Source organism: Herbiconiux flava, from assembly GCF_013409865.1.
In the GTDB taxonomy this organism is placed as follows: Bacteria; Actinomycetota; Actinomycetes; order Actinomycetales; family Microbacteriaceae; genus Herbiconiux; species Herbiconiux flava.
Genome location: NZ_JACCBM010000001.1, coordinates 1,448,576 through 1,468,958, shown reverse-complemented (window position 1 = coordinate 1,468,958; position 20,383 = coordinate 1,448,576). Strand labels below are relative to the sequence as shown.

Annotated in this window: 24 protein-coding genes and 1 tRNA gene; 13 read left to right on the top strand and 12 right to left on the bottom strand. The window is 71.3% G+C overall.

Going from position 1 to position 20,383, the window contains the following annotated elements; all coding sequences use genetic code 11:
* Positions 1 to 3: 3 nt before the first annotated feature.
* Positions 4 to 510 (top strand): aminoacyl-tRNA deacylase, encoded by a 507-nt coding sequence (locus BJ984_RS07075; protein WP_271206438.1) that lies wholly within the window; start codon positions 4 to 6, stop codon positions 508 to 510.
* A 64-nt stretch (positions 511 to 574) separates the two neighbouring features.
* Here the strand turns inward: BJ984_RS07075 and BJ984_RS07070 are convergent, their stop codons facing one another.
* Entirely contained in the window at positions 575 to 1,456 is an 882-nt protein-coding gene (locus tag BJ984_RS07070; RefSeq protein WP_179547431.1) for a hypothetical protein, read from the bottom strand.
* A gap of 82 nt (positions 1,457 to 1,538) precedes the next feature.
* Between BJ984_RS07070 and BJ984_RS18400 the strand changes: the two genes are divergently transcribed.
* The gene (locus BJ984_RS18400) at positions 1,539 to 1,946 is read left to right on the top strand and encodes a hypothetical protein (RefSeq protein WP_218869997.1); all 408 of its coding nucleotides are present in this window, start codon (positions 1,539 to 1,541) and stop codon (positions 1,944 to 1,946) included.
* Here BJ984_RS18400 and BJ984_RS07065 read toward each other — a convergent pair.
* Both BJ984_RS07065 and BJ984_RS07060 read right to left on the bottom strand, forming a co-directional pair.
* A complete protein-coding gene (locus tag BJ984_RS07065) occupies positions 1,869 to 2,639 on the bottom strand; it encodes a YqjF family protein (protein ID WP_179547430.1) in 771 nt (256 codons plus the stop codon). The genes BJ984_RS18400 and BJ984_RS07065 overlap by 78 nt on opposite strands.
* A 72-nt stretch (positions 2,640 to 2,711) precedes the next feature.
* Positions 2,712 to 2,924 (bottom strand): hypothetical protein, encoded by a 213-nt coding sequence (locus tag BJ984_RS07060; RefSeq protein ID WP_179547429.1) that lies wholly within the window; start codon positions 2,922 to 2,924, stop codon positions 2,712 to 2,714.
* A 73-nt stretch (positions 2,925 to 2,997) separates the two neighbouring features.
* Here BJ984_RS07060 and BJ984_RS07055 point away from each other — a divergent pair, with 73 nt between their 5' ends.
* Complete coding sequence (locus tag BJ984_RS07055; protein ID WP_179547428.1) at positions 2,998 to 3,807, top strand: thymidylate synthase; 810 nt, start codon at positions 2,998 to 3,000, stop codon at positions 3,805 to 3,807.
* Positions 3,804 to 4,307 carry a dihydrofolate reductase gene (locus BJ984_RS07050; RefSeq protein WP_179547427.1) on the top strand — a complete coding sequence of 168 codons (504 nt, stop codon included), beginning with the start codon at positions 3,804 to 3,806 and terminating at the stop codon, positions 4,305 to 4,307. The genes BJ984_RS07055 and BJ984_RS07050 overlap by 4 nt, the downstream gene beginning before the upstream one ends.
* A 45-nt stretch (positions 4,308 to 4,352) precedes the next feature.
* Here BJ984_RS07050 and BJ984_RS07045 read toward each other — a convergent pair whose 3' ends face one another.
* The 4 genes from BJ984_RS07045 to BJ984_RS07030 form a co-directional block, all read right to left on the bottom strand.
* Positions 4,353 to 4,610 carry a hypothetical protein gene (locus tag BJ984_RS07045; protein WP_179547426.1) on the bottom strand — a complete coding sequence of 86 codons (258 nt, stop codon included), beginning with the start codon at positions 4,608 to 4,610 and terminating at the stop codon, positions 4,353 to 4,355.
* Between the two features lie 176 nt (positions 4,611 to 4,786).
* Positions 4,787 to 5,341 (bottom strand): peptide-methionine (S)-S-oxide reductase MsrA, encoded by a 555-nt coding sequence (msrA, locus tag BJ984_RS07040; protein ID WP_179547425.1) that lies wholly within the window; start codon positions 5,339 to 5,341, stop codon positions 4,787 to 4,789.
* Entirely contained in the window at positions 5,338 to 5,808 is a 471-nt protein-coding gene (gene msrB / locus BJ984_RS07035) for a peptide-methionine (R)-S-oxide reductase MsrB (protein ID WP_179547424.1), read from the bottom strand. Before msrB ends, msrA begins: the two co-directional genes overlap by 4 nt.
* A gap of 158 nt (positions 5,809 to 5,966) precedes the next feature.
* Positions 5,967 to 7,619 carry a molybdopterin-dependent oxidoreductase gene (locus tag BJ984_RS07030; protein ID WP_179547423.1) on the bottom strand — a complete coding sequence of 551 codons (1,653 nt, stop codon included), beginning with the start codon at positions 7,617 to 7,619 and terminating at the stop codon, positions 5,967 to 5,969.
* 168 nt (positions 7,620 to 7,787) lie between these two features.
* Here BJ984_RS07030 and BJ984_RS07025 point away from each other — a divergent pair, with 168 nt between their 5' ends.
* Positions 7,788 to 8,162 carry a VOC family protein gene (locus BJ984_RS07025; protein WP_179547422.1) on the top strand — a complete coding sequence of 125 codons (375 nt, stop codon included), beginning with the start codon at positions 7,788 to 7,790 and terminating at the stop codon, positions 8,160 to 8,162.
* A gap of 3 nt (positions 8,163 to 8,165) precedes the next feature.
* On the top strand, positions 8,166 to 9,125 hold the full coding sequence (locus BJ984_RS07020; protein ID WP_179547421.1) for an alpha/beta hydrolase: 960 nt from the start codon (positions 8,166 to 8,168) through the stop codon (positions 9,123 to 9,125).
* Here BJ984_RS07020 and rlmC read toward each other — a convergent pair.
* The gene (rlmC, locus tag BJ984_RS07015; RefSeq protein ID WP_179547420.1) at positions 9,100 to 10,305 is read right to left on the bottom strand and encodes a 23S rRNA (uracil(747)-C(5))-methyltransferase RlmC; all 1,206 of its coding nucleotides are present in this window, start codon (positions 10,303 to 10,305) and stop codon (positions 9,100 to 9,102) included. The two genes, BJ984_RS07020 and rlmC, sit on opposite strands and share 26 nt — an antisense overlap.
* 162 nt (positions 10,306 to 10,467) lie before the next feature.
* Here rlmC and BJ984_RS07010 point away from each other — a divergent pair, with 162 nt between their 5' ends.
* The gene (locus BJ984_RS07010) at positions 10,468 to 10,773 is read left to right on the top strand and encodes a hypothetical protein (protein ID WP_179547419.1); all 306 of its coding nucleotides are present in this window, start codon (positions 10,468 to 10,470) and stop codon (positions 10,771 to 10,773) included.
* Between the two features lie 109 nt (positions 10,774 to 10,882).
* Complete coding sequence (gene dinB / locus BJ984_RS07005; protein WP_179547418.1) at positions 10,883 to 12,076, top strand: DNA polymerase IV; 1,194 nt, start codon at positions 10,883 to 10,885, stop codon at positions 12,074 to 12,076.
* A 122-nt stretch (positions 12,077 to 12,198) separates the two neighbouring features.
* Here dinB and BJ984_RS07000 read toward each other — a convergent pair whose 3' ends face one another.
* Positions 12,199 to 13,131: an NADP-dependent oxidoreductase gene (locus tag BJ984_RS07000; protein WP_179547417.1), complete on the bottom strand. Its 933-nt coding sequence runs from the start codon at positions 13,129 to 13,131 to the stop codon at positions 12,199 to 12,201.
* An 89-nt stretch (positions 13,132 to 13,220) separates the two neighbouring features.
* On the opposite strand from BJ984_RS07000, the gene BJ984_RS06995 reads away from it, so the two are divergent.
* Entirely contained in the window at positions 13,221 to 13,721 is a 501-nt protein-coding gene (locus BJ984_RS06995; protein ID WP_179547416.1) for a MarR family winged helix-turn-helix transcriptional regulator, read from the top strand.
* Between the two features lie 109 nt (positions 13,722 to 13,830).
* On the opposite strand, the gene BJ984_RS06990 is transcribed toward BJ984_RS06995, so the two are convergent.
* On the bottom strand, positions 13,831 to 15,120 hold the full coding sequence (locus tag BJ984_RS06990; protein WP_179547415.1) for an MFS transporter: 1,290 nt from the start codon (positions 15,118 to 15,120) through the stop codon (positions 13,831 to 13,833).
* A 61-nt stretch (positions 15,121 to 15,181) separates the two neighbouring features.
* On the opposite strand from BJ984_RS06990, the gene BJ984_RS06985 reads away from it, so the two are divergent.
* Positions 15,182 to 15,838 carry a CGNR zinc finger domain-containing protein gene (locus BJ984_RS06985; protein WP_179547414.1) on the top strand — a complete coding sequence of 219 codons (657 nt, stop codon included), beginning with the start codon at positions 15,182 to 15,184 and terminating at the stop codon, positions 15,836 to 15,838.
* A gap of 30 nt (positions 15,839 to 15,868) precedes the next feature.
* Here BJ984_RS06985 and BJ984_RS06980 read toward each other — a convergent pair.
* Positions 15,869 to 15,958: transfer RNA gene (locus BJ984_RS06980), tRNA-Ser, on the bottom strand.
* Between the two features lie 88 nt (positions 15,959 to 16,046).
* Between BJ984_RS06980 and BJ984_RS06975 the strand changes: the two genes are divergently transcribed.
* Both BJ984_RS06975 and BJ984_RS06970 read left to right on the top strand, forming a co-directional pair.
* Positions 16,047 to 16,736: a potassium channel family protein gene (locus BJ984_RS06975; protein WP_179547413.1), complete on the top strand. Its 690-nt coding sequence runs from the start codon at positions 16,047 to 16,049 to the stop codon at positions 16,734 to 16,736.
* Between the two features lie 162 nt (positions 16,737 to 16,898).
* On the top strand, positions 16,899 to 17,843 hold the full coding sequence (locus BJ984_RS06970; RefSeq protein ID WP_271206437.1) for a phosphodiesterase: 945 nt from the start codon (positions 16,899 to 16,901) through the stop codon (positions 17,841 to 17,843).
* Here BJ984_RS06970 and BJ984_RS06965 read toward each other — a convergent pair.
* On the bottom strand, positions 17,779 to 19,371 hold the full coding sequence (locus BJ984_RS06965) for a stealth family protein (RefSeq protein WP_271206500.1): 1,593 nt from the start codon (positions 19,369 to 19,371) through the stop codon (positions 17,779 to 17,781). The genes BJ984_RS06970 and BJ984_RS06965 overlap by 65 nt on opposite strands.
* 226 nt (positions 19,372 to 19,597) lie before the next feature.
* On the opposite strand from BJ984_RS06965, the gene BJ984_RS06960 reads away from it, so the two are divergent.
* The gene (locus tag BJ984_RS06960; protein WP_179547411.1) at positions 19,598 to 20,368 is read left to right on the top strand and encodes a hypothetical protein; all 771 of its coding nucleotides are present in this window, start codon (positions 19,598 to 19,600) and stop codon (positions 20,366 to 20,368) included.
* Positions 20,369 to 20,383 lie beyond the last annotated feature (15 nt).

The following is a 20,383-nucleotide window of genomic DNA, read 5'->3' as shown; positions in this document are numbered from 1 at the left end:
ACGGTGGTGAGGAAGAAGGGCGGCGCCGCGGGGGCCGGTCCCACGACGGCGGCGACGCAGGGGCTGGTGCGGGCGGGCATCCGCTTCGTGCCGCACGTGTACGAGCACGATGCCGCGGCCACGGACTTCGGGGCCGAGGCCGCGCGCGAGCTCGGCGTGGTGGCGGCGCGGGTGTTCAAGACCCTGATGGTCGCGACCGACACCGGGTTCGGGATCGGGATCGTGTCGGTGCGCGATCAGCTCGATCTGAAGGCGCTGGCCGGGACGCTCGGGGCGAAGAAGGCGTCGATGGCCGACAGGGCCGTCGCGGAGCGGAAGAGCGGATACGTCGTCGGCGGGATCTCGCCGATCGGGCAGAAGACGCCGCTCGACACGGTGCTCGACGACGCGGCGCTGGAGTTCCCGAGGATCTTCGTGTCGGGTGGGCGGCGGGGGTTCGACATCGAGCTGGCGCCGCTCGATCTCGTGGCGGCGGTTCGGGGGCGGGTCGCGCGGATCCGGCGCGGTTGAAGGGCGAGGGCGGGGGTCAGGCGCCCAGGACGTCAGGCTCGCAGGAAGTCAGGCTCCCAGGACGTCAGGCGCCGAGGAGGTCAGTGGCCCAGGTGCGGAGGAATGCGGCGCCGGCCGCGTCGTTCGTCTGCGCGGGGTCGGCCGCGGTGAGGACGGGGTAGGGCTTCTCGAGCAGGCCGTCGGCCGGGCGCACGTCGACGTGCTCGACGTCGAAGTCGTGGGCGTGCAGCCAGTCGGCCATCGCGTAGTCGGTGCGGGAGTCGCCGACCGTGTGCCAGCGGCGGGGAACCGGGCCGGTCGCCTCGATCAGGGCGATGGCGCGTTCGGCGCCGTAGTCCTTGCCGACGACGATCGACTCGATGTCCACCGAGATGATCGTGGGGTCGATGCGCTTCGTGACGCTGCCGTCTGAGGCGGGGAACGAGTCGGTCCTCCACATCACGCCGTAGTCGAATTCTTTGCACAGATCGACGGCGGCACGGCAGAAGTCGTCCTGCACCGCGAGATAGTCGGTGGACTCGACGTCGGTGCGCTGCTCGACGGCGAGGGATGCGCGCTTGGTGTGGTCGAAGAACATCCACTCCGCGAAGCGCTCGTCGACCATCCGCTCGACCGCGGTCGAGAACTCCTTCGTCGGAACGAGGCTCTCCGCCATGAACAACTCCCCCGCGCCGTCGGGCGTGATCGCGAACCAGACCGCGCCCTTCTCGCAGACGCCGAACACGCGCGCGTCGCGGTTCAGACCGCCGTCGACCAGGGGCCCGACGACCTCGCCCTTGAGGAAGCCGTCCGAGCGCCCGGTGTTGAACGCGATCGGAATACCGGCGTTCGCGAGCGCCACCAGGTCGGCGGCGATCGACGGGATGGCGATGGTGCGCGTGACGGGGTCGGCGATCGGCCCGTCGACGTCGAGCAGCAGGCCGAGGGCGGGGGTCTCAAGGGTCACCCGACCATTATCCCGGGCTCCGGATGCGCGGCCCGCCGCCGACCGCGGGCCCGCTCCCGATGGCGTTGACGCCGGTCTGGGCATGGGCGCCGGTCTGGGCGTGAGCGCCGGTCTGGGCGTGAGCGCCGGTCTGGGCGTGAGCGCCGGTCTGGGCGTGAGCGCCGGTCTGGGCGTGAGCGCCGGTCTGGGCATGAGCGCCGGTCTGGGCATGAGCGCCGGTCTGGGCATGAGCGCCGGTCTGGGCATGAGCGCCGGTCTGGGCATGAGCGCCGGTCTGGGCATGAGCGCCGGTCTGGGGATGGGCGCGGGTCTGGGCGTGAGCGCCGGTCTGGGCGTGGACGCCGGTCTGGATGCTGACGTCGGCGGCGTCGGCGTTGGGGCGCGAAGCTTCAGAGCGGTGGGGCGGGTGGGCTCACGAAGGGGACGGGAGGGCGCGGCCGAAGGCGGTGTGGATGCCGGGCGAGAAGAGCACCGAGTCGGGCGGGCGTGAGGCGAGCTCGGGGAACCCGGCGGTGGCGAGAAGCTCGTCGTCGAGGAAGGTCAGCTCGGCGTCCACGAGCGGCCAGGGCGGGTGCTCGTTCGGGATGAAGAGGGTGCGGCCGCCGCGGGCGATGTGGAGTCCCCAGCGGGCCGTGAGGAAGACGGCGAGGGGGTCGGCGGAGCGGTCGGCGGTTCCGGGGCGGGCGTCGATGCGGGAGTGCGGGCCGGGGCGGCCTCCGAAGCCGTTCGCGCCGAGGCGTTCGGAGCGGTAGCTGATGGTGCGATCCTCTGCCGTGGTGATCGACATGCGGGCCCAGCGGTAGGGCAGGCCGAAGAGCGCGTGCGCGGCCGTGACCGAGGCCAGGCGGGACGATTCGAGGGAGGAGAACACGACACCGCGGCGGCCGTCGTCGCCGACGGAGTAGAGGCGCACGTTGATCTCGGGGAAGGTGCCGGCGTACGGGATCGGGCCGAGAGCGTGGAACCAGGGTGCCGTGGCGTTGGCGAGACGGAAGGGGATGAGGCCGACCCAGGCCGAGCCGTCGAAGACGTCGGGGCGGGTTCCCGGCGGGAGGTGCGGCGCCACGATCGCGGGGTCGACCCGCCAGTGCAGGAACGTCAGCGACTGCCAGTCCTGCTCGTGCAGGAGCCCGGCCAGCGGAGGTGCGGCCCGGCTCAGGGGCTGCGGTGCGACGCCGCTCACAGCGGAAGCCCCGTCGCGGTCGTCAGGGGCGGCAGTCGACGCTGCACAGCGATCGTCGTGGTGGGCACGGGGTCAGTCGTCGGCGTCGATGCCGATGACCGTGATGTCGATGCCCGGGGAGAGGAGGATGTCGGCGCGCTTGTAGCGGCCCTCGCCGACGTTCACCTCGAGCCAGGACGGGATGGCCGTCTCGACGGCGGAGCGGATCTCCTCCTTGACCTCCTCGACGTCGCGTCCGGAGATGGAGTACTGCTTGCCTGCGTACAGGATGTTGATCCGCTTCACGTCGTGCGTCCTTCCCTCGATGCTCAGCGTACTTCTTGGACCGCGCCTCGGTTCCAGCGGATAAAGTCGGAGGGTGACCTCCGCCATCGCCACTCCGTACGAAGATCTGCTGCGCGAGACGCTCGAGCACGGCACCCCGAAGTCCGATCGCACGGGCACCGGCACGCGCAGCGTGTTCGGCCGGCAGCTGCGCTTCGATCTGGCGGAGGGCTTCCCGCTGATCACCACGAAGCGCGTGCACTTCAAGTCGATCGCCTACGAGCTGCTCTGGTTCCTGCGCGGCGAGAGCAACGTGCGCTGGCTGCAGGAGCACGGCGTGAGCATCTGGGACGAGTGGGCCGACGGCGACGGCGAACTCGGGCCGGTGTACGGGGTGCAGTGGCGCTCCTGGCCGACGCCCGACGGTGCGCAGATCGATCAGATCCAGCAGGTGATCGACACGATCCGCACCGATCCCGATTCGCGGCGCATGATCGTGTCGGCGTGGAACGTGGCCGAGATCCCCGGTATGGCGCTGGCGCCCTGCCACGCGCTGTTCCAGTTCTACGTGGCCGACGGCAAGCTGTCGTGCCAGCTCTATCAGCGCAGTGCCGACCTCTTCCTCGGGGTGCCCTTCAACATCGCCAGCTACGCGCTGCTGACCCAGATGATCGCGGCGCAGACCGGGCTCGGGCTCGGCGACTTCGTCTGGACCGGCGGCGACTGCCACATCTACGACAACCACGTCGACCAGGTGCGCGAGCAGCTCACGCGCGAGCCCTTCGCTCCGCCGACGCTGCGGATCACGGCCGAGCGGGCGAGCGTTTTCGACTACGAGTACGAGGACTTCGAGGTGGTGGGGTACGAGCACCACCCGGCGATCCGCGCGGCGGTGGCCGTGTGACGGTCTCGCTGATCTGGGCCGAGGCCCGGGGCGGGGTGATCGGCGACGGCGGGGGCATCCCGTGGCACGTGCCGGAGGACATGGCGCACTTCCGTGAGCTGACCGCCGGGAGCACCGTGGTGATGGGGCGGAAGACCTGGGACTCGCTGCCCGAGCGCTTCCGCCCCCTCCCCGGGCGGCGGAACGTCGTCGTGACGCGTCAGGACGACTGGGCCGCCGACGGCGCTGTGCGCGCCGAATCGGTGCAGGCCGCTGTCGATACCGGGAACGGTGGCGGCGGGGCCGAGGACGTCTGGGTGATCGGCGGCGGTGAGGTCTATCAGCAGGCGGTGCCGCTGGCGGATCGGCTCGAGGTGACCGAGATCGACCTCGAGGTCGACGGCGACACACGGGCGCCGGCGATCGACGGGGCCGTCTGGCAGCGGAGTGCCGAGACGGAGGCCTGGCGCACGTCGCGCACGGGCATCCGCTATCGCTTCGTCACCTACCACCGGCGCTGACCGATCCGCCACGCCCGCTCGCCCCGCCCGAGCGGCGGGGCTGGGTCAGTCGTAGACGTGCGCGACGGTCCAGTGCGGCGCCCCGTTCGGGCGGACGACGTCGAAGACGCGGCTGAGGCCGGCGTCGTCGGTGGCCTGGAAGCGCCAGGCCGCGAAGTCGGGGGCGTGCGTGCCCCAGTACAGCCCCTCGGGCTCGGTGGGCCGGTCGCTCACCCGCCAGCGGCGACCTTGCCACAGCATGCGGGCGGGCACGGCGTCGGTGAACCACAGGGTGGCGAACTCGGTCAGGTCGATCGTACTCATCAGGCGCTCCGGGACATTCGAAGATGTGTTCGAATGTCCACTATGCAGCGAGGAGGCACGACACGCCAAGCGGCGGCCGACCTGCACGGCGAACGATGAAGCGGCGAACGAAAAAGCAGCGAACGATGAAGCGGGGAGCGACCGAGACGAACGGACGCTCCCCGCCGCGCGGCGTGCTAGGCCCTGGCGGTGGCGCCGGCCGCGGAGGCCGAACGCCGCGGCAGCACCCAGCCGGGCCGCACGTAGTGGCAGGTGTAGCCGTTCGGGTAGCGCTCGAGGTAGTCCTGGTGCTCGGGCTCGGCCTCCCAGAACGGTCCGGCCGCGGCCAGCTCCGTGGTCACCGGGCCGGGCCAGATGCCCGAGGCGTCCACGTCGGCGATGGTGTCCTCCGCGACGCGGCGCTGCTCCTCGTCGAGGTAGTAGATGCCCGAGCGGTAGCTGGTGCCGACGTCGTTGCCCTGGCGGTTCTTCGTCGACGGGTCGTGGATCTGGAAGAAGAACTCCAGCATCGTGCGGTAGTCGGTGACGGTCGGGTCGTAGGTGATCTCGATCGCCTCGGCGTGGGTGCCGTGCCGACGGTAGGTGGCGTTCGGCACGTCGCCGCCGGTGTAGCCCACGCGGGTGTCGAGCACTCCGGGGCGGCGGCGGATCAGATCCTCCATGCCCCAGAAACAGCCGCCGGCGAGGACGGCCCGGGCGGTGGGAGCAGTAGTGGAAGAAGCGTCGGTCATCGGGAGATCTCCTCGGAATCGGTGGTGCTGAACAGAGCGGCGAACTCGCCGTACCCCGACGCCTCGAGCTCGTCCAGAGCCACGAAGCGGAGGGCCGCCGAGTTGATGCAGTAGCGCAGGCCGCCGGCCTCGCGCGGGCCGTCGGGAAAGACGTGCCCGAGGTGGCTGTCACCGTGCGCCGAACGCGCCTCGGTGCGGGCCATCCCCCAGCTGCGGTCGGTCTTCGTCACCACGTTGGCGGGGTCGATCGGGGCGGTGAAGCTCGGCCAGCCCGATCCGCTGTCGTACTTGTCGGTCGAGGCGAAGAGCGGCTCGCCGGTGACGACGTCCACGTAGATGCCGGGGCGGTGGTCGTTCCAGTACTCGTTCCGGAAGGCCGGCTCGGTCTGGTCGTCCTGGGTGACCCGGCGCTGCTGCCGGGTCAGGCGCGCGAGCGCCTCGGGGGTTACCTTGTACTCCTGTGTCACGGGGACTCCTCGGATCATGCGTCGCTGGCTGCGGCGTCATAGAGAAGAACAAGTGTTCTTCCCCGATCGTTCCGCCGAGCATCCGGAATCAGGCGACTCTCAGGAAGTGATCGAACGACGAGAGCGAACCACGTCGGCGAGCGGATGCCCGACCCACCTCACACGACCGTGACGAGCGTGCGCTGCCAGCCGGCCGACCCGTTCGGCGCGATCGGAGCGCGCTCCTCGAGCTGCGTGTTGCCGGCCTTGTCGACCGCGCGCACGGCGACGTAGTGGGTGCCGGTGGTGGCCGTCCAGTCGACGAACCACTGCACCCAGGTGTCGGCGTTGATCGGCGTCGAGAGGGTCGCCGCCTGCCAGTCGCCGTTGTCGATCGAGACCTCGACGCGCTCGATCCCGACGGTCTGGGCCCAGGCCACGCCCGCGATCTTCGCTGGGCCGGCACCGATCTGCTTGTCGACGCGGGGCGTGTCGATGCGCGAGGACATCTTGATGGGCGCCTCGGCGTCGTAGCCGCGCGGCGTCCAGTAGGCCTCGTCGGCCTCGAAGGTCGTGACCTTGATCTCGGTGACCCACTTCGTGGCCGAGACGTAGCCGTACAGGCCGGGCACGACCATGCGCACCGGGAAGCCGTGCTCGAACGGCAGCGGCTCGCCGTTCATGGCGACGGCGAAGATCGCCTCGCGGTTGTCGTCGGTGACGGCCTCGAGCGGGGTGCTGGCCGTGTAGCCGTCGACGCTCTTGGAGAGCACCATGTCGGCGCCCGACTGCGGCCCGGCCATGGCGAGCACGTCGCGGATCGGCACACCGAGCCACTTCGCCGTGCCCACGAGACCGCCACCGACCTCGTTCGAGACGCAGGTCATGGTGATCGAGTACTCGTCGAGCCCCATGTTCACGAGGTCCTGGAAGCTCAGCGTGACCTCCTCGTCGACCATGCCCGTGATCTTCAGGCTCCAGGTCGCGGGGTCGACCTGCGGCACGGTGAGGGCGGTGTCGACACGGTAGAAGTCGGCGTTCGAGGTGTACAGCGGGGTGATGCCGTCGATGTCCAGCTCGGCACCCGCGGGCACGTCCACCGTCGACTTGGCGGTCGGCAGCGAGAGCGAGTCCCGGATGCCGGCGAGCGACGAGGTGGCCGCCGAGACGAGGCGGGCTCCGGTTCCGACCACGGCCGAGGCGGCGGCGACCACGAGGGTGCCGACCAGGAAGCGGCGGCGGTCGACACCCACGGCACGCGGGGCCGGGGCGGCGTCGGCGGCCGGACGAGCGTGGTCGCGAGCATCCGGAGCCGTCGTCGCGGCGGCCTCAGCCCGCACGTCGTCGCGCCAGCGGGCCAGGCGCCGCACCAGCAGGTGCAGCAGCACGATGCCGGCGGCGGCTCCGATGATCGTCGGCACCGACGCGAAGGGGGTGGCCCCGGTGCGGGTGACGATCGCGGCGATCGCCAGCACGCCGGCCAGCCCGAACAGCACCAGACCGAGCGGGCGCTTCGCCAGCTGCAGCACACCGGCGAGCGCCGCGGCGACGACCACCGCGAGACCGATCGATCCGAGCAGGAAGATCTTGTCGTTGGCGCCGAAGGTCTCGATCGCGAACTCCTTGGCCCAGCGGGGCACGATGTCGATCACGAACGCCCCGACAGCGAGCACGGGGCTGCCGTCGCGGGCGACCACGAGGGCGATCACCTCGGCGACCGCGAGCAGCGCGGCGGCGCTGACGATGCCGGCGACCGCCGCATACAGCCAGAACCGCTTGCGCGGAACGCGTGTGCGGGTCTTCTTCGTGTCGTTGCTGTGCACGGCACCCATGGCGGCCTCCTGAGCTCGGTGTTCCCCTGGTGTTCGGAGCCGCACCACCGAACGCTTGGCGCGGCGACGCAGCCACGCAGGCGACCACGCTCGACGACCTCCGAACGCTTGGCGCGACGCCCCGACCGGGACAGGCTGGAGCAGACGACACATCCCCAGGAGGCCCTCATGCTCGGAACCCACCCCATCGACGTCGTGCTGCTCGTGAAGGACCTCGAGCACGCCCGCGAGTTCTACGGCGAGAAGCTCCAGCTCGCGATCGTCGACGAGGACGACTCGACCATCTCCTTCCAGACCGGCGCCACCCGCCTCAAGGCCTCGCTGAGCACGACCGGCACGAAGGACAGCCAGACCCAGGCCTCCTGGCGGGTCGACGACCTCGAGGCCGAGGTGGCCTGGCTGCAGGAGCGCGGCATCGCGCCCGAGGAGTACGACACCGACGAGATCACGACGGTGAACGGCATCGCCGACCAGGGCTCTGCCTGGGTGGCCTGGATCACCGATCCCGACGGCAACGTGCTGGGCGTCGAACAGGCGAAGTAGCCCATGTCGCTGTCGATGCTGCTCACGCGCTCCCTGCTGCGTCTCACGCCGAACCGCTTCCGTTCGGCCGAGCGGATCGACGCCGCCATCGCGACCCGCCGGCCGCCGGCTCCTCTCACGCGCGCGCTCCGCCGCCGCTGCGAGGTGAGCGAGGAGACCGTGCTGGGGGTGCCGGTGGTGACACTGACGCCCCGCCGCGGCCGACCGGGAGCCCCCGAGCTCGTCTACCTGCACGGCGGCGCCTACGTCTTCCCGCTGCTGAAGGCGCACTGGTGGATCATCGACCGCCTGATCGCGCTGAGCGGCGTCACCGTCACCGTGCCCCTCTATCCGCGGGCCCCCGAGCACTCGCTGAGCGAGGCCCTGCCCTTCCTCGACTCGGTGATGGTCGAGGTGCGGCGGCGGGCGGCGGGCCGCGGGGTCTTCGTCGCCGGCGACTCCGCCGGCGCGGGTCTCGCCCTGGCCCATACGCTGGTGCGGCGCGATCGCGGCGCCGAGCTGCCCGACGGTCTGCTGCTGTTCTCGCCCTGGCTCGACGCGACGATGTCGAACCCGGCAGTGGCACGGCTCGAGCGGCTCGACCCCACGCTCGCCGCCGCCGGCCTGGTGCACTGCGCCCGGCTGTGGGCGCGCGGCGGCGACATCGCGGGCCGCCTGGTCAGCCCGCTGAACGATTCCCTCGAGCAGCTGCCCCCGACCTTCGTGTACCAGGGCACGCACGACGTGTTCGCGGCCGACGCGAAGCGGTTCGCGCGAAAGGCCGAGCAGCTGGCCAGGCGGCAGCCGCCACCGGCTCAGGATGCCCGTCCGGCCCCCTCGGCGGTCGAGCTGCGCCTCTACCGCGGCGGCGTCCACGACTTCGTCGGGGCGACGTTCACGCCCGAGTCCCGCCGCGCCCTCGGTCACGCGGCGAGCGTGCTGGCGCGTCGCGGACCGGTCAGGCCACCCGCTCCAGAAGGGTGATCACCTCGACGTGCGCGGTGTTCGGGAACATGTCGAACAGGCGCGCACGGCGCACGGTGAAGGACGGCATGACCGCGAGATCCGATGCGAGGGTGACGGGGTTGCAGCTGGAGTAGACGACGTGCCGCACCCCCGAGCGCTCGAGCCAGGCGGCGAGGTCGGCGCCGATGCCGCGCCGGGGCGGGTTCACGAGCACGAGCTCGGGCGGCTCGGTCGCGGCCAGCGCGAACGCGGTGGCGTCCGCCGCCTCGAAGCGCACCCGGTCCAGCCCGAGGGCGGCGGCGGTCTCGCGGGCGGCGGCGACCGCCTCCGGGCTGACCTCGATACCCGTGACGTCGCGCGGGCGGTCGGTGGCCGAGGTGCTCGAAACGGGCGGGGCGGGGCGCGCATCCGTCGCCATCGCCAGCAGCGAGCGCCTCAGCGGCACCGCCGCGTGCAGGGCGAAGCCGCCGACGCCGCAGTAGAGGTCCCAGAGCGAGGCGGGGTCGACCTCGTCGATCCAGGCGCGGGCCTGGGCGTAGAGCTCGATCGCGATGGCCGTGTTGGTCTGGAAGAAGCTCTGCGGTCTGAGGCTCAGCGTCACCGCGCCGAGCCGCATCGGCAGCGTCTCGCGGTCGGTCAGCACGATCTCGCGTTCCCCCTCGACGATCGCCTTGTGCTCGGGCTGCAGGTTCACCGACACGACCGCAGCGTTCGGCAGGGCGCGCTGCAGGGCGGGCAGTTCGCGACGGATGCGCGGCAGCACCTGCTCGTCGCGCACCACGAAGCGCACCATCAGCTCGCCGTCGGGTGACTCGGTGACGAGCACGTACTTCAGCTCGCCCCGACGCGCGGGCACGTCGTACGGCTCCAGCCGCGCTGCGCTGACGAACGCCGTGAGTGCGGGCATCGCGGCGAGGATGCCGTCGGTGCAGAGCGGGCAGCGCGAGAGGTCGACTCCGCGTCGGCGCTCGTCGAGGATGCCGAGCGTCGGCGCATCGACCGTGCCGCCGACCACCATCTTCGCCTTGTTGCGGAAGCCCTCCTGGGCGCTCGCGGCGGACGGCAGCCATTCGGCGGCGGGGAAGGCGGCCAGCAGTTCGCGGCTCCGTCGCTCCTTGCCCGCGAGCTGCTCGGCATAGGGCTGGTCGAGCAGTGTGCACGAGCGGCAGATGCCGGCGTCGAAGTAGGAGCACTGCATGGCCTGCCAGTCTAGGCGCGGTTGGGGTGGGCGCGGTTGCGGTGGGCGGGGTTGCGGTGGGCGGGGCCGAGGGCGTCTCGTCTTCTGGGCTGCACCGGGTTCTCGCCCCGCGTTAAGCTCGCGTTCGGGTCGGGTTCGGGTCGCGTCCGTAGCGTCTCGGGCATGGACATGTTGCAGGACAACCCGACCGTCGACACCTCCGCCCTCCCGACCGCCGCCCCCTTCAGCGGCTCGCTCGACTTCTCCTTCGACGGCGAGCGCTTCACGCTCGCGGTGCTGCACCCGCGGGTCTGGACGCTCTTCCGCGTCACCCGTTACGCGACCACGCCGCTCTTCACCATCCACGAGCTCTCGGCGCCCGGCGCGGACGCCGCCGGCTCCGCCTGGCGCGCCTACCGCCACGACGGCCGCGTCACCCGCCTCGACGCCCCCACCTTCCCGGCGCTCCTGGAGCGCGCCCTGGCCTGACCCCTGACGCCTGGCCTCTGCCCCTGACCTCTGACGCCTGACCCGGCCGACGCGATGTCGCCGGTGCGTGCGACGATCTCCGCAGGGAGCGAGCTCGACGGGAGGCGGGATGCGGGGCGAGGCGAGTGTGCTGCATGCCGACCTCGACGCGTTCTACGCCTCGGTCGAGCAGCGGGATGCGCCCGAGCTGCGGGGGCGTCCGGTGATCGTGGGCGGCGGGGTCGTGCTCGCGGCGAGCTACGAGGCCAAGGCGCGCGGGGTTCGCACCGCGATGGGCGGCCGCCAGGCGCGTGAGCTGTGCCCCGACGCGGTGTTCGTGCATCCGCGCATGGAGGCGTACTCGGCGGCGAGCAAGGCGGTGTTCGCGATCTTCCGCGACACGACGCCGCTCGTGGAGGGCCTGTCGATCGACGAGGCGTTCCTCGAAGTGGGCGGGCTGCGGCGACTGGCCGGCTCGCCCGAGCAGGTGGCCGTGCGGCTGCGCGAGCGGGTGCGCGTCGAGGCCGGGCTGGCGATCTCGGTGGGGGTGGCGCGCACGAAGTTCCTCGCGAAGGTGGCGAGCGCGGTGTGCAAGCCCGACGGGCTGCTCGTGGTGGAGCCCGCTCGGGAGCGGGAGTTCCTCATGCCACTGCCCGTCGAACGGCTGTGGGGCGTCGGCGCGGTCACCGCCGAGAAGCTGCACCGGCTTGGGATCACCACGGTCGGGCAGCTGGCCGAGCTCGAGGAGGCCACCGCCGAGCGCCTGCTGGGTCGGGCAGCCGGTGCCCATCTGCATGCGTTGGCGCGGCTGCGCGACCCGCGGCCCGTCGACACCACCCGGCGTCGGTCGTCGATCGGCTCGCAGCGGGCCCTCGGCACGAAGCCGCGTAGCGACGAAGAGCTCGACCTCTTCCTCACCCAGATCGTCGACCGCCTGGCCCGGCGCCTGCGTGACGGCGACCGGGTCTGCCGCACGGTGGTGCTCCGCCTCCGCTTCGGCGACTACGCGAAGGCCACCCGATCGCGCACCGTGCGCCCGACCGACCGCACGTCGGTGCTGCTCGAGGTCGCACGCGAGCTGCTCGCAGCCGCCCGACCCGAGATCGGTGCGCGGGGCATCACCCTGATCGGCATCTCCCTGTCGCAGCTCGGCCGGGCCGACAGCCTGCCGCCCGAGCTGCCCATCGACTGGAACGACCAGGCGCGCCTGGACACCGTGCTCGACGCGGTGCGCGACCGGTTCGGTGCGGCGTCGGTGTCGAGGGCGGTGCAGCTCGACCGCGATCCGGGGCTGGATGCGCCGCTGCTGCCCGAGCACGAGTGACGCCACGGCGCCAGGCCCGCGCGACGCCTGCGCGGGGTCGGCGCGCGAGGGGGCGGTGGCCGCGCGGGGGCGCAGCGCGCATCCGCTCGCCCGCCCCGAACCGAGCGGCGGATGCCCGCCCGTCACTCGGGGAGCACGATCACCTTGCCCGCGACCCGGCCCGCCGCGGCCTCGGTGTGGAGCGCGGCCAGCTCGGCCAGCGGGATGCGTCGCGTGACCTCGACCGTGAGCTCGCCCGAGTCGACGAGGGCGACGAGCTCGGCGAGCCGCTGCCGGTTCGGCAGCACGAAGACGGTGGCCGCCCGCACGTCGCGCTCGGCGTCACCCGGGGTCGCCATGAACGCCGTGGTGCTGACGACAGCGCCACCGTCGCGCACGAGCGCCACGAGCCCGGCGAAGCGCTCGGGATCGATGGGGGCGAGGTTCAGCAGCACGTCGACCTGGCCGTCGACGGCAGCGAGGAGGTCGACGGAGGTGTGGTCGACGATCTCGTCGGCTCCCGCCACGCGCACGGCGTCGATGCTGCGGGGGCTCGCCGTCGCGATGACGTGCACCCCGGCGCGCTTCGCGAGCTGCACGGCGTACGTGCCCACCACTCCTCCGGCGCCCACGATGAGCAGTCGCTGACCCGCCTCGAGCCGGCCGTCGTCGAACAGGGCCTGCCACGCGGTCAGCGCGACCGAGGGCAGGGCGGCGGCGTCGGTGAGTGGGATGCTCATCGGCGCCGCCACGACCGCCTCCGCCGGGGCGATGACGTAGTCGGCGGCTCCCCCGTCTCGCTCCATGGGGAGGAACGCGATCACCGCGTCACCCACGGCGACACCCTCGACGCCGTCGCCGAGCGCGTCGACGACCCCCGAGACGTCGTAGCCCGGCACGTGCGGCAGCACGACCGGGATCGGCAGGAACCCGCCGCGCATGCCGGCATCGGCCGCGTTGAACGCCGAGGCCGCGACGCGCAGCCGCACCTGCCCGGTCGTCGGCTCGGGCTTCTCGATCTCCTCGGTGCGGAGCTCCTCGGGGCCACCGACCTGGTGGAAACGCACTGCCTTCATGATCTGATCCCCTCCTCGGCTGCTTCGAGTTCGAAGCAATAGCCCGACGGTATCACTGCTTCGAAGTCGAAGCACATAGAATGTCCTCCATGGGCGAACGATCACGCGGGCTGACCGCGACCGAACTCGAGGCGTACTTCGCCTTCACCGAGGTGAGCAGCCTGCTGCGCCACTCCGTCGAGAAGCAGCTGCGTGACGCCGGCGACCTCAGCTACGTGCAGTTCCAGCTGCTCGCCCGCCTCGGCGACGCCCCCGACGGGCGACTCAGGATGACCGACCTGGCCGATGGCGTCGTCTACAGCCGGAGCGGCCTGACCTACCAGGCGCAGCTGCTCGAGCAGCGCGGACTCGTCACGCGCGGGCCCTCACCCGAGGACGAGCGGAGCACCGTCGTGACCGTCACCGAGGCCGGACGGGACGCGCTCGACACGGTGTTCCCGGGGCACGTCGCGGCGCTGCGGGAGCTGCTGTTCTCAGCGCTGACGGATGCGGACGTCGAGGAGCTGGCGCGCATCCTGGGCCGGGCCGCCGGTCAGCTGCGGGCGAATCCGCCCCGCTCGGCGGCGCCGCGGCGGCGGAAGGGTCAGTAGCGGTCGCCTGCGCCGGCTCCGGCTCTGGCTCCGGCTCCGGCTCTGGCTCCGGCTCCGGCTCCGGCTCTGGCTCCGGCTCTGGCTCTGGCTCTGGCTCTGGCGGCGACGGCTACACCACCGCCAGCTCGTCGACGCTTCGGATGCGGGCGAGCGGCGACAGCGCCACCCACGCCACCGTCACCAGACATAGCCCCGCCCCCAACGCGATCCCGGCGCGTGTGCCGAGCCACTCCCCGGCGAGCCCGCCCGCCAGCGCCCCGATCGAGATGGAGCCGTAGGTCACGGTGCGCATCGAGGCGTTAACGCGCCCGAGCAGCCACGACGGGGTGCGCAGCTGCCGGATGGTCACCAGCAGCACGCTCGAGACACCGGTGCCCGCCCCGTTCAGCGCCCAGACTCCGGCGAGAACCGCGATGATCGCCGGAGTGCCCCAGCTCGCGTCGACCAGCGGGATCACCATGAGCACACCGCACTCGACGGCCGCGCAGCACAGCAGCACCCGCCCGGCCCGGAACCGCCGCGTCAGGGTCGGCGTCATCGCCGCCGCGGCGAGCGCCCCCGCCGCGCCCAGCGAGAAGACGAGCCCGATCTGGCCCGCGTCCAGCCCGAGCACGCGGATGCAGTGCAGCGTGAAGAGCACCACGATCCACTGCGCGAACGGGTTGTAGAGCGCCGAGAAGCCGACGTTCGCGAGCAGGTAGCGGTCGTGCACGACGTGCCGGATGCCGTCGCGCAGCTCGCCGACGAATTCTGCACCGGGCCGTCGTCCTCGGCGCGACTCCGAGTCCGAGAGGGTCTCAGGCGAAGGCTCCGGGGTGCGGATGCTCGCCACCGCGCTCCCCGACACGACGTACCCGATCGTGGTCGCCACCAGGGCGGCCGGCGCGCCGAACGCCTGAGCGAGCACGCCGGCGATGCCCGGCCCGCCGATCTCGGCGGCCGAGGCGGTGGCCTGCAACCGCGCGTTCGCACCCTGGAGCGCCGGCTGCGGCACCAGCGACGGCACCACCGATTGGTAGCAGACCTCGTAGAGCACCGCGAAGCCTCCGAGCGCGGCCACCAGGGCGATCAACAGCGGGAGGGTGAGCCCGCCGAGCACCGCGGCGACGACGACCGTCAGCATCAGAACCGCGCGCGACCACTGGCTGAGGATGATCAGGCGTCGGCGTCGGCTCCGGTCGGCGATCACGCCGAGCGGCAACGCGAGCAGCAGAAAGGGCAGCCATTGCACGAGGCCGATCACGCCCAGATCAGCGGCGGATGCCCCGAGCACCGTGATGGCCAGGAGAGGCACCGCGAACTCACGGATCTGCTCCCCCGTGAGCGACGTCGCCTCCGCCGACCAGAATCGCCGGAAATCGGAGCGCCACGGCTCGCTAATGCGTGATCGCCTATTCATACATTTCAGACTGGCACAACTCCCTAACGGGCGACAAGCCAAGGACGCGTTAGCATGGAGCATGGGCGAATCTCCTCCCTCACGCCGGCGGCCCTACTCGGCCATCGCCGGGCATCCCGCTCTCGACCTGATCAACACGGTCAGCTGGCGGCTGAGTGACGATCGACGGATCGACCACCTCGACGACTACGACGACGTGCTGGCCTGGGCGGGGCAGTTCGGCTTCGCCGACGAGACCGCCCGACAGACCCTGATCGCGCTGGCAGACGCCGACCCGGCGGGCGCCGATCGAGAGTTCCGGAAAGTGCGGGATCTCCGCGAGCAGCTCTACCACGCGGCACTGCCGGCAGACGGCGGTCCCGACGCGCAAGCCGCCGCCGCCGTCGCCGCGCAGTACACGGAGGCGATCGCCTCGGCCCGCCTCGAACCTCCGAGCGGCTGGCAGTTCGACGTCGACCTCGCTCTCCCCCGCCGCCGCCTGGCCCTCGCCGCCGTCGACGTCCTGACCGGCACCCCCTCGGACGCCGTCCGCCAGTGTGCCGACGAGGAGTGCGGCTGGGTCTTCATCGACGGCTCCCCCCGGCACAACCGCCGGTGGTGCGTCGCCGCCGACTGCGGCAACCGCAACCGCGTCCGGCGCCACACCGAAAGAGTCCGAGCCGCCGCCGCGGCAACCGCTGCCGCCACCGGCCCGGGGCAGCGCGACCCCCGGACATGACGAAAGCCCCTGCTCAGCAGGGGCTTTCGGTGGCGGTACCGGTGGGATTTGAACCCACGGTGGAGTCTCCCCCACACAACTTTTCGAGAGTTGCACCTTCGGCCGCTCGGACACGGTACCGGGGACGAGTGTACGCGAGCGCGCCGCGTCTCGCCAATCGGGGCCGGCGCGTGCCATCCTGGGGCCCAGACGGCGACGAGGGGGCGGCATGGTCGACCAGGGGCGGCACGATCAGCCAAGGGGCGGTGAGGATGCGCGGCGGCGCCGCTGGGAGACGACCACGTCCGCGCCCCTGGCCGGCCTGTCGCTGCTGTTCCTCGTCGCGTACTCCGTGCTGGTGCTCGCGACCGGGCTGCCCCGCGGTGCGGTGGCCGCGCTGAACCTGGTGATCGCGGGCACCTGGGCCGTGTTCCTCGGCGACTACGCCATCCGCTTCGCCCTCGCCCGGCGGAAGGGCGCCTTCGTTCGCACCTCGCTGCCCGATCTGCTCTACGTGGTGGTGCCGGTGCTGCGGCCGCTCATCCTGCTTCGCAAGCTGAAGGACGTGCCGTTCTTCCACCGGCGCAGCGGCAGCGCCGTGCGCACGACGGTGGCGCTGCACGCCGCGCTGTTCGTGGCGCTGTTCGTCTACTCGATCTCGCTCGCGGTGCTGCAGGCCGAGCGCGCAGCCCCGGGGGCGACGATCACCACCTTCGGCGACGCGGTCTGGTGGGCCTGCGTGACCATCGCGACGGTCGGCTACGGCGACGTCTACCCGGTCACGGCGACGGGGCGGGTGCTCGCCGTGACCCTGATGTTCGGGGGCGTCGTGATCGTGGGGGTGACCACCGCCACCGTCGTCTCGTACCTCAATGAGCGCATCCTGAAGCAGCACCACGATCGGGAGAGCAGCGACTGACCCCCGCCGAGGGGGCTGGCGGTCGTCCACCTGCGTGGGGAGAATCGATCTCCGACTCACTGCCGGATGTTCGCTTCGCGTTCAGATTGGCGTGCTTGAGTCGGATTGCACGACGGACGGACCTCACCCCGGAGGCCCGCACCTCACCGAATGGAAGTCCCTGTGACCTACAGAACGGCCGAGTACCCGAGGCCGAACCATTTCCTCCTGCACCTGAGCGACACCCATCTGCTGGCAGGGGGGAACAAGCTCTACGGAGTCGTCGACAGCGAGCGCCACCTGCGCGAGGTCTTCGACGAGCTCGAGGCGTCGGGTGGGCGGCCCGAGGCCATCATCTTCACCGGCGACCTGGCCGACAAGGGCGAGCCGGATGCCTACAGCCGGCTCCGCGCGATCGTCGAACCGGCCGCCGCGCGGCTCGGGGCCGAGGTCATCTGGGTGATGGGCAACCACGACGACCGGGCGTCCTTCCGCGAGGGCCTGTTCGGCGAGGTGCCGACCGATCGCAGCGTCGACCGCGTCTACGACGTGAACGGGCTCCGCATCATCACGCTCGACTCCACGGTTCCCGGCCACCACCACGGCGAGGTCTCGAACGACCAGCTCGACTGGCTCGCCGAGGAACTCGCCTTCCCGGTGCCGCACGGCACCATCCTCGCCATGCACCACCCGCCCGTGCCGAGCGTGCTCGACCTGGCGGTCTCGGTCGAGCTGCGCGACCAGCGCGGGCTCGCCGAGGTGCTCGAGGGCTCCGACGTGCGCTCGATCATCGCCGGCCACCTGCACTACTCCACCAACGCGACCTTCGCGGGCATCCCCGTCTCGGTCGCCTCGGCCACCTGCTACACGCAGGACCTCAACGTCGAGCCCGGTGGCACCAAGGGGCGCGCGGGCGCCCAGGCCTTCAACCTGGTGCACGTCTACGAGCACACCGTGCTGCACTCGGTGGTGCCAGTCGGCAGCTACCCGACGCTCGACCACATCACGGCCGAGGAGACGCGCCGCCGGCTCGACGCCCAGGGCATCGTGATCGCCGACGCGGTCAGCTCGCGGGTCTCGCCAGAGCCGCCGATGACGATGCCGATCCTTCTTCCGACGGGAGCGTGACCGGCTCGCTCGCCGCCTTCTCCCACGGGGCGGGGAACGGGAAGTAGCGCTCGAGGAACGAGATGACCGCGCTCGTGCGCGTCTCGACGTCGATCTCGGGGTTCGAGCCGTCGTTCAGGCAGAACATGTCCATCGACCGCTTCTTCAGCAGCGTGTCCATCTCCTTCAGCGCCGAGAACAGGGTCGTCTCGATGTAGCGCACCCGCGCATCCGTCTGCACGACCGCGCGGCCGGTGAGCAGCGCGTAGTAGTGGTAGAACGAGTTGGTCACCGAGATGTCGGTGGCCGAGCGGAACGGGCTCGCCGCGGTGCGGGCGAAGGCGTCGGAGAACTCCTCCTCCATCTCGAACAGCACGCTCTTGCGCAGCGGCGCGGCGCAGTGCTCGAGGTGGCGCGTGGTGATGCGGCCGAAGCGCTGCTGCAGCAGCTCGCGATTTACCCGGGCGGCGTTCTCGAAGCCGCTGCGGTGCAGGGCGTTCGCGCCGAGCCCGATGCGGGTGTCGGCCTCGACGAACTTGGTGATGCCACCGGGCGAGAAGAACAGGTCGGGGCTGACCGGACGGCCGAAGAACATGTCGTCGTTGGAGTAGAGGAAGTGCTCGCTGATCCCCGGGATGTGGTGCAGCTGCGCCTCGACCGCGTGCGAGTTGTGGGTCGGCAGGTTCGACAGGTCTTTGAAGAAAGCCTCGCTCGGCATGATCGTGACGCGCGGGTCGTCGCCCAGCCAGTCGGGCTTCGGCGAGTCGGTCGCGATGTAGATGTTGCGCACCCACGGCGCGAACATGTAAACGCTGCGGAGGGCGTACTTCAGCTCGTCGATCTGCCGGTAGCGGGCCTCGGAGTCGTCGCCCTCGCCCACCACGTAGTTCGCCATGCGGCGGGCGCGGGCGCGCTGGAACTCGATGGCCGTGCCGTCGACCCAGGAGAAGACCATGTCGATGTCGAAGTCGACGTCGCTGGCGAGCTCGTTGAACATGCCCTCGATCGTCGTCCAGGTGCGGCCGTAGATCTCGACCGTCGTCTCGACCATCTCGTCGATCGGGATGGTGCGGCGGGTCAGCGAGTTCTCGACCGGCGCCTCGACGACGTCGCCCTCGCGCTTCCAGAACTCCAGCTGCACAGCGGATGACGCCCCGTAGCGCAGGCGGCCGATGGGCTCGATGCGGGGCCGGTAGAGACGGAGCACGCGGGCCTTGGGGTCGCGCGAGAGCCGGCCGTCGGCGACGAGCACCGCCGGGGCGCCGGGGGCCTTGGAGTAGAAGGGCTCGCTGCTCATCCGCTCGATCAGGGCCGCCTTGGCGCGCTTGCGGTCGCCCCACATCACCGCGAGCACCGGGCGCTCGTCGTTGCCGCGGACGAGCAGGAACGGGATGTGCGCCGCATCGAGGGCGTCGGCGACGAAGAACAGGTCGTCGATCATCGACTCCCGCGGCGTCGAATGGCCGTTGAGGAGGGTCAGCTGACCTTTGCGGAGCACGAGGTCGTCGCGGTCGAGCGCGATGGGGTGCTTGCTGGCACGGCGCAGCACGGTTTCGAGGTGGGGGGCTCCGGATACGTCATCGCTCAAAGTCGCCTCCTAGGTCGAGAGTGTCGGTGCTGGTCGTGGGGTGGGGTCTCCTGCCTGCATCACCAGTGGCGCCAGTTTACGCCCGGATGCTGAACGGACCGCGTGTTAGCCTTGCCTAAGTAGATCCGCCGGCCGTCGGCGCGGCGCTCTGCGGTCGAGTTCCCTGAACGAAAGGGCCCATTCCCCGATGAGCTACATCCGATCCGCGGCACTCGAGGAGACCGGCTACGTCGTTCTCGACTCCTACGACCAGTCGAAAGACCCGAAGGAGTGGCTCGACCTCGAGTACGTGGCCTGGAAGTCGTCGGGCGACACGCGGTTCGCCCCGCTCGCCAGCGCGGCCGGCGAGATGGAGTGCAACGGGTTCTGGAACCACACGCCGCCGCGCACCGACAAGGACGGGGTGTGGGTGCCCGCCAACGTCGCCAAGGCGCCGATCCTCAAGGCGCGCGCCGAGGAGCCCGGGGCGAACATCGGGCGCTGCCGCGTGATCGAGCTTCAGCCCAACAGCTACGCCACGGCGCTCTACAACCTGCACCAGGACGACAACAATCGTCTGAACCCCGACGGCACCGGGTGGATCGTGCGCGGCTTCTTCAACCTCTCCGACGACAAGGACTCGTTCCTCATCCTGCGCGAGGACCGCTTCGACCCCGAGACCGAGGTGCGGATCGCACTGCCGGCCGGGGCGCAGCTGATCGTCGACACGCAGCGGTTCTGGCACGCGGTCTGGCAGAAGGGGCCCGAGCCGCGCTACTGCCTCATCACGTCCTACGAGTCGGGGCCCGAGCTCGACGCCTACATCGCGGCCAAGCACGGTTCACCGCACGCGGCGACGGCGCCGCTCGATCCGGCGTTCGTGCAGGAGGCTCAGGCGGATGTCCGGCGGCGGCTCGCGGAGCGTGCGGCGACGCTCGCGGCGCAGGGGCGCGGGGCCTGGGTCGACGACGAGGACTAGGGGCGGTGTCGGTGG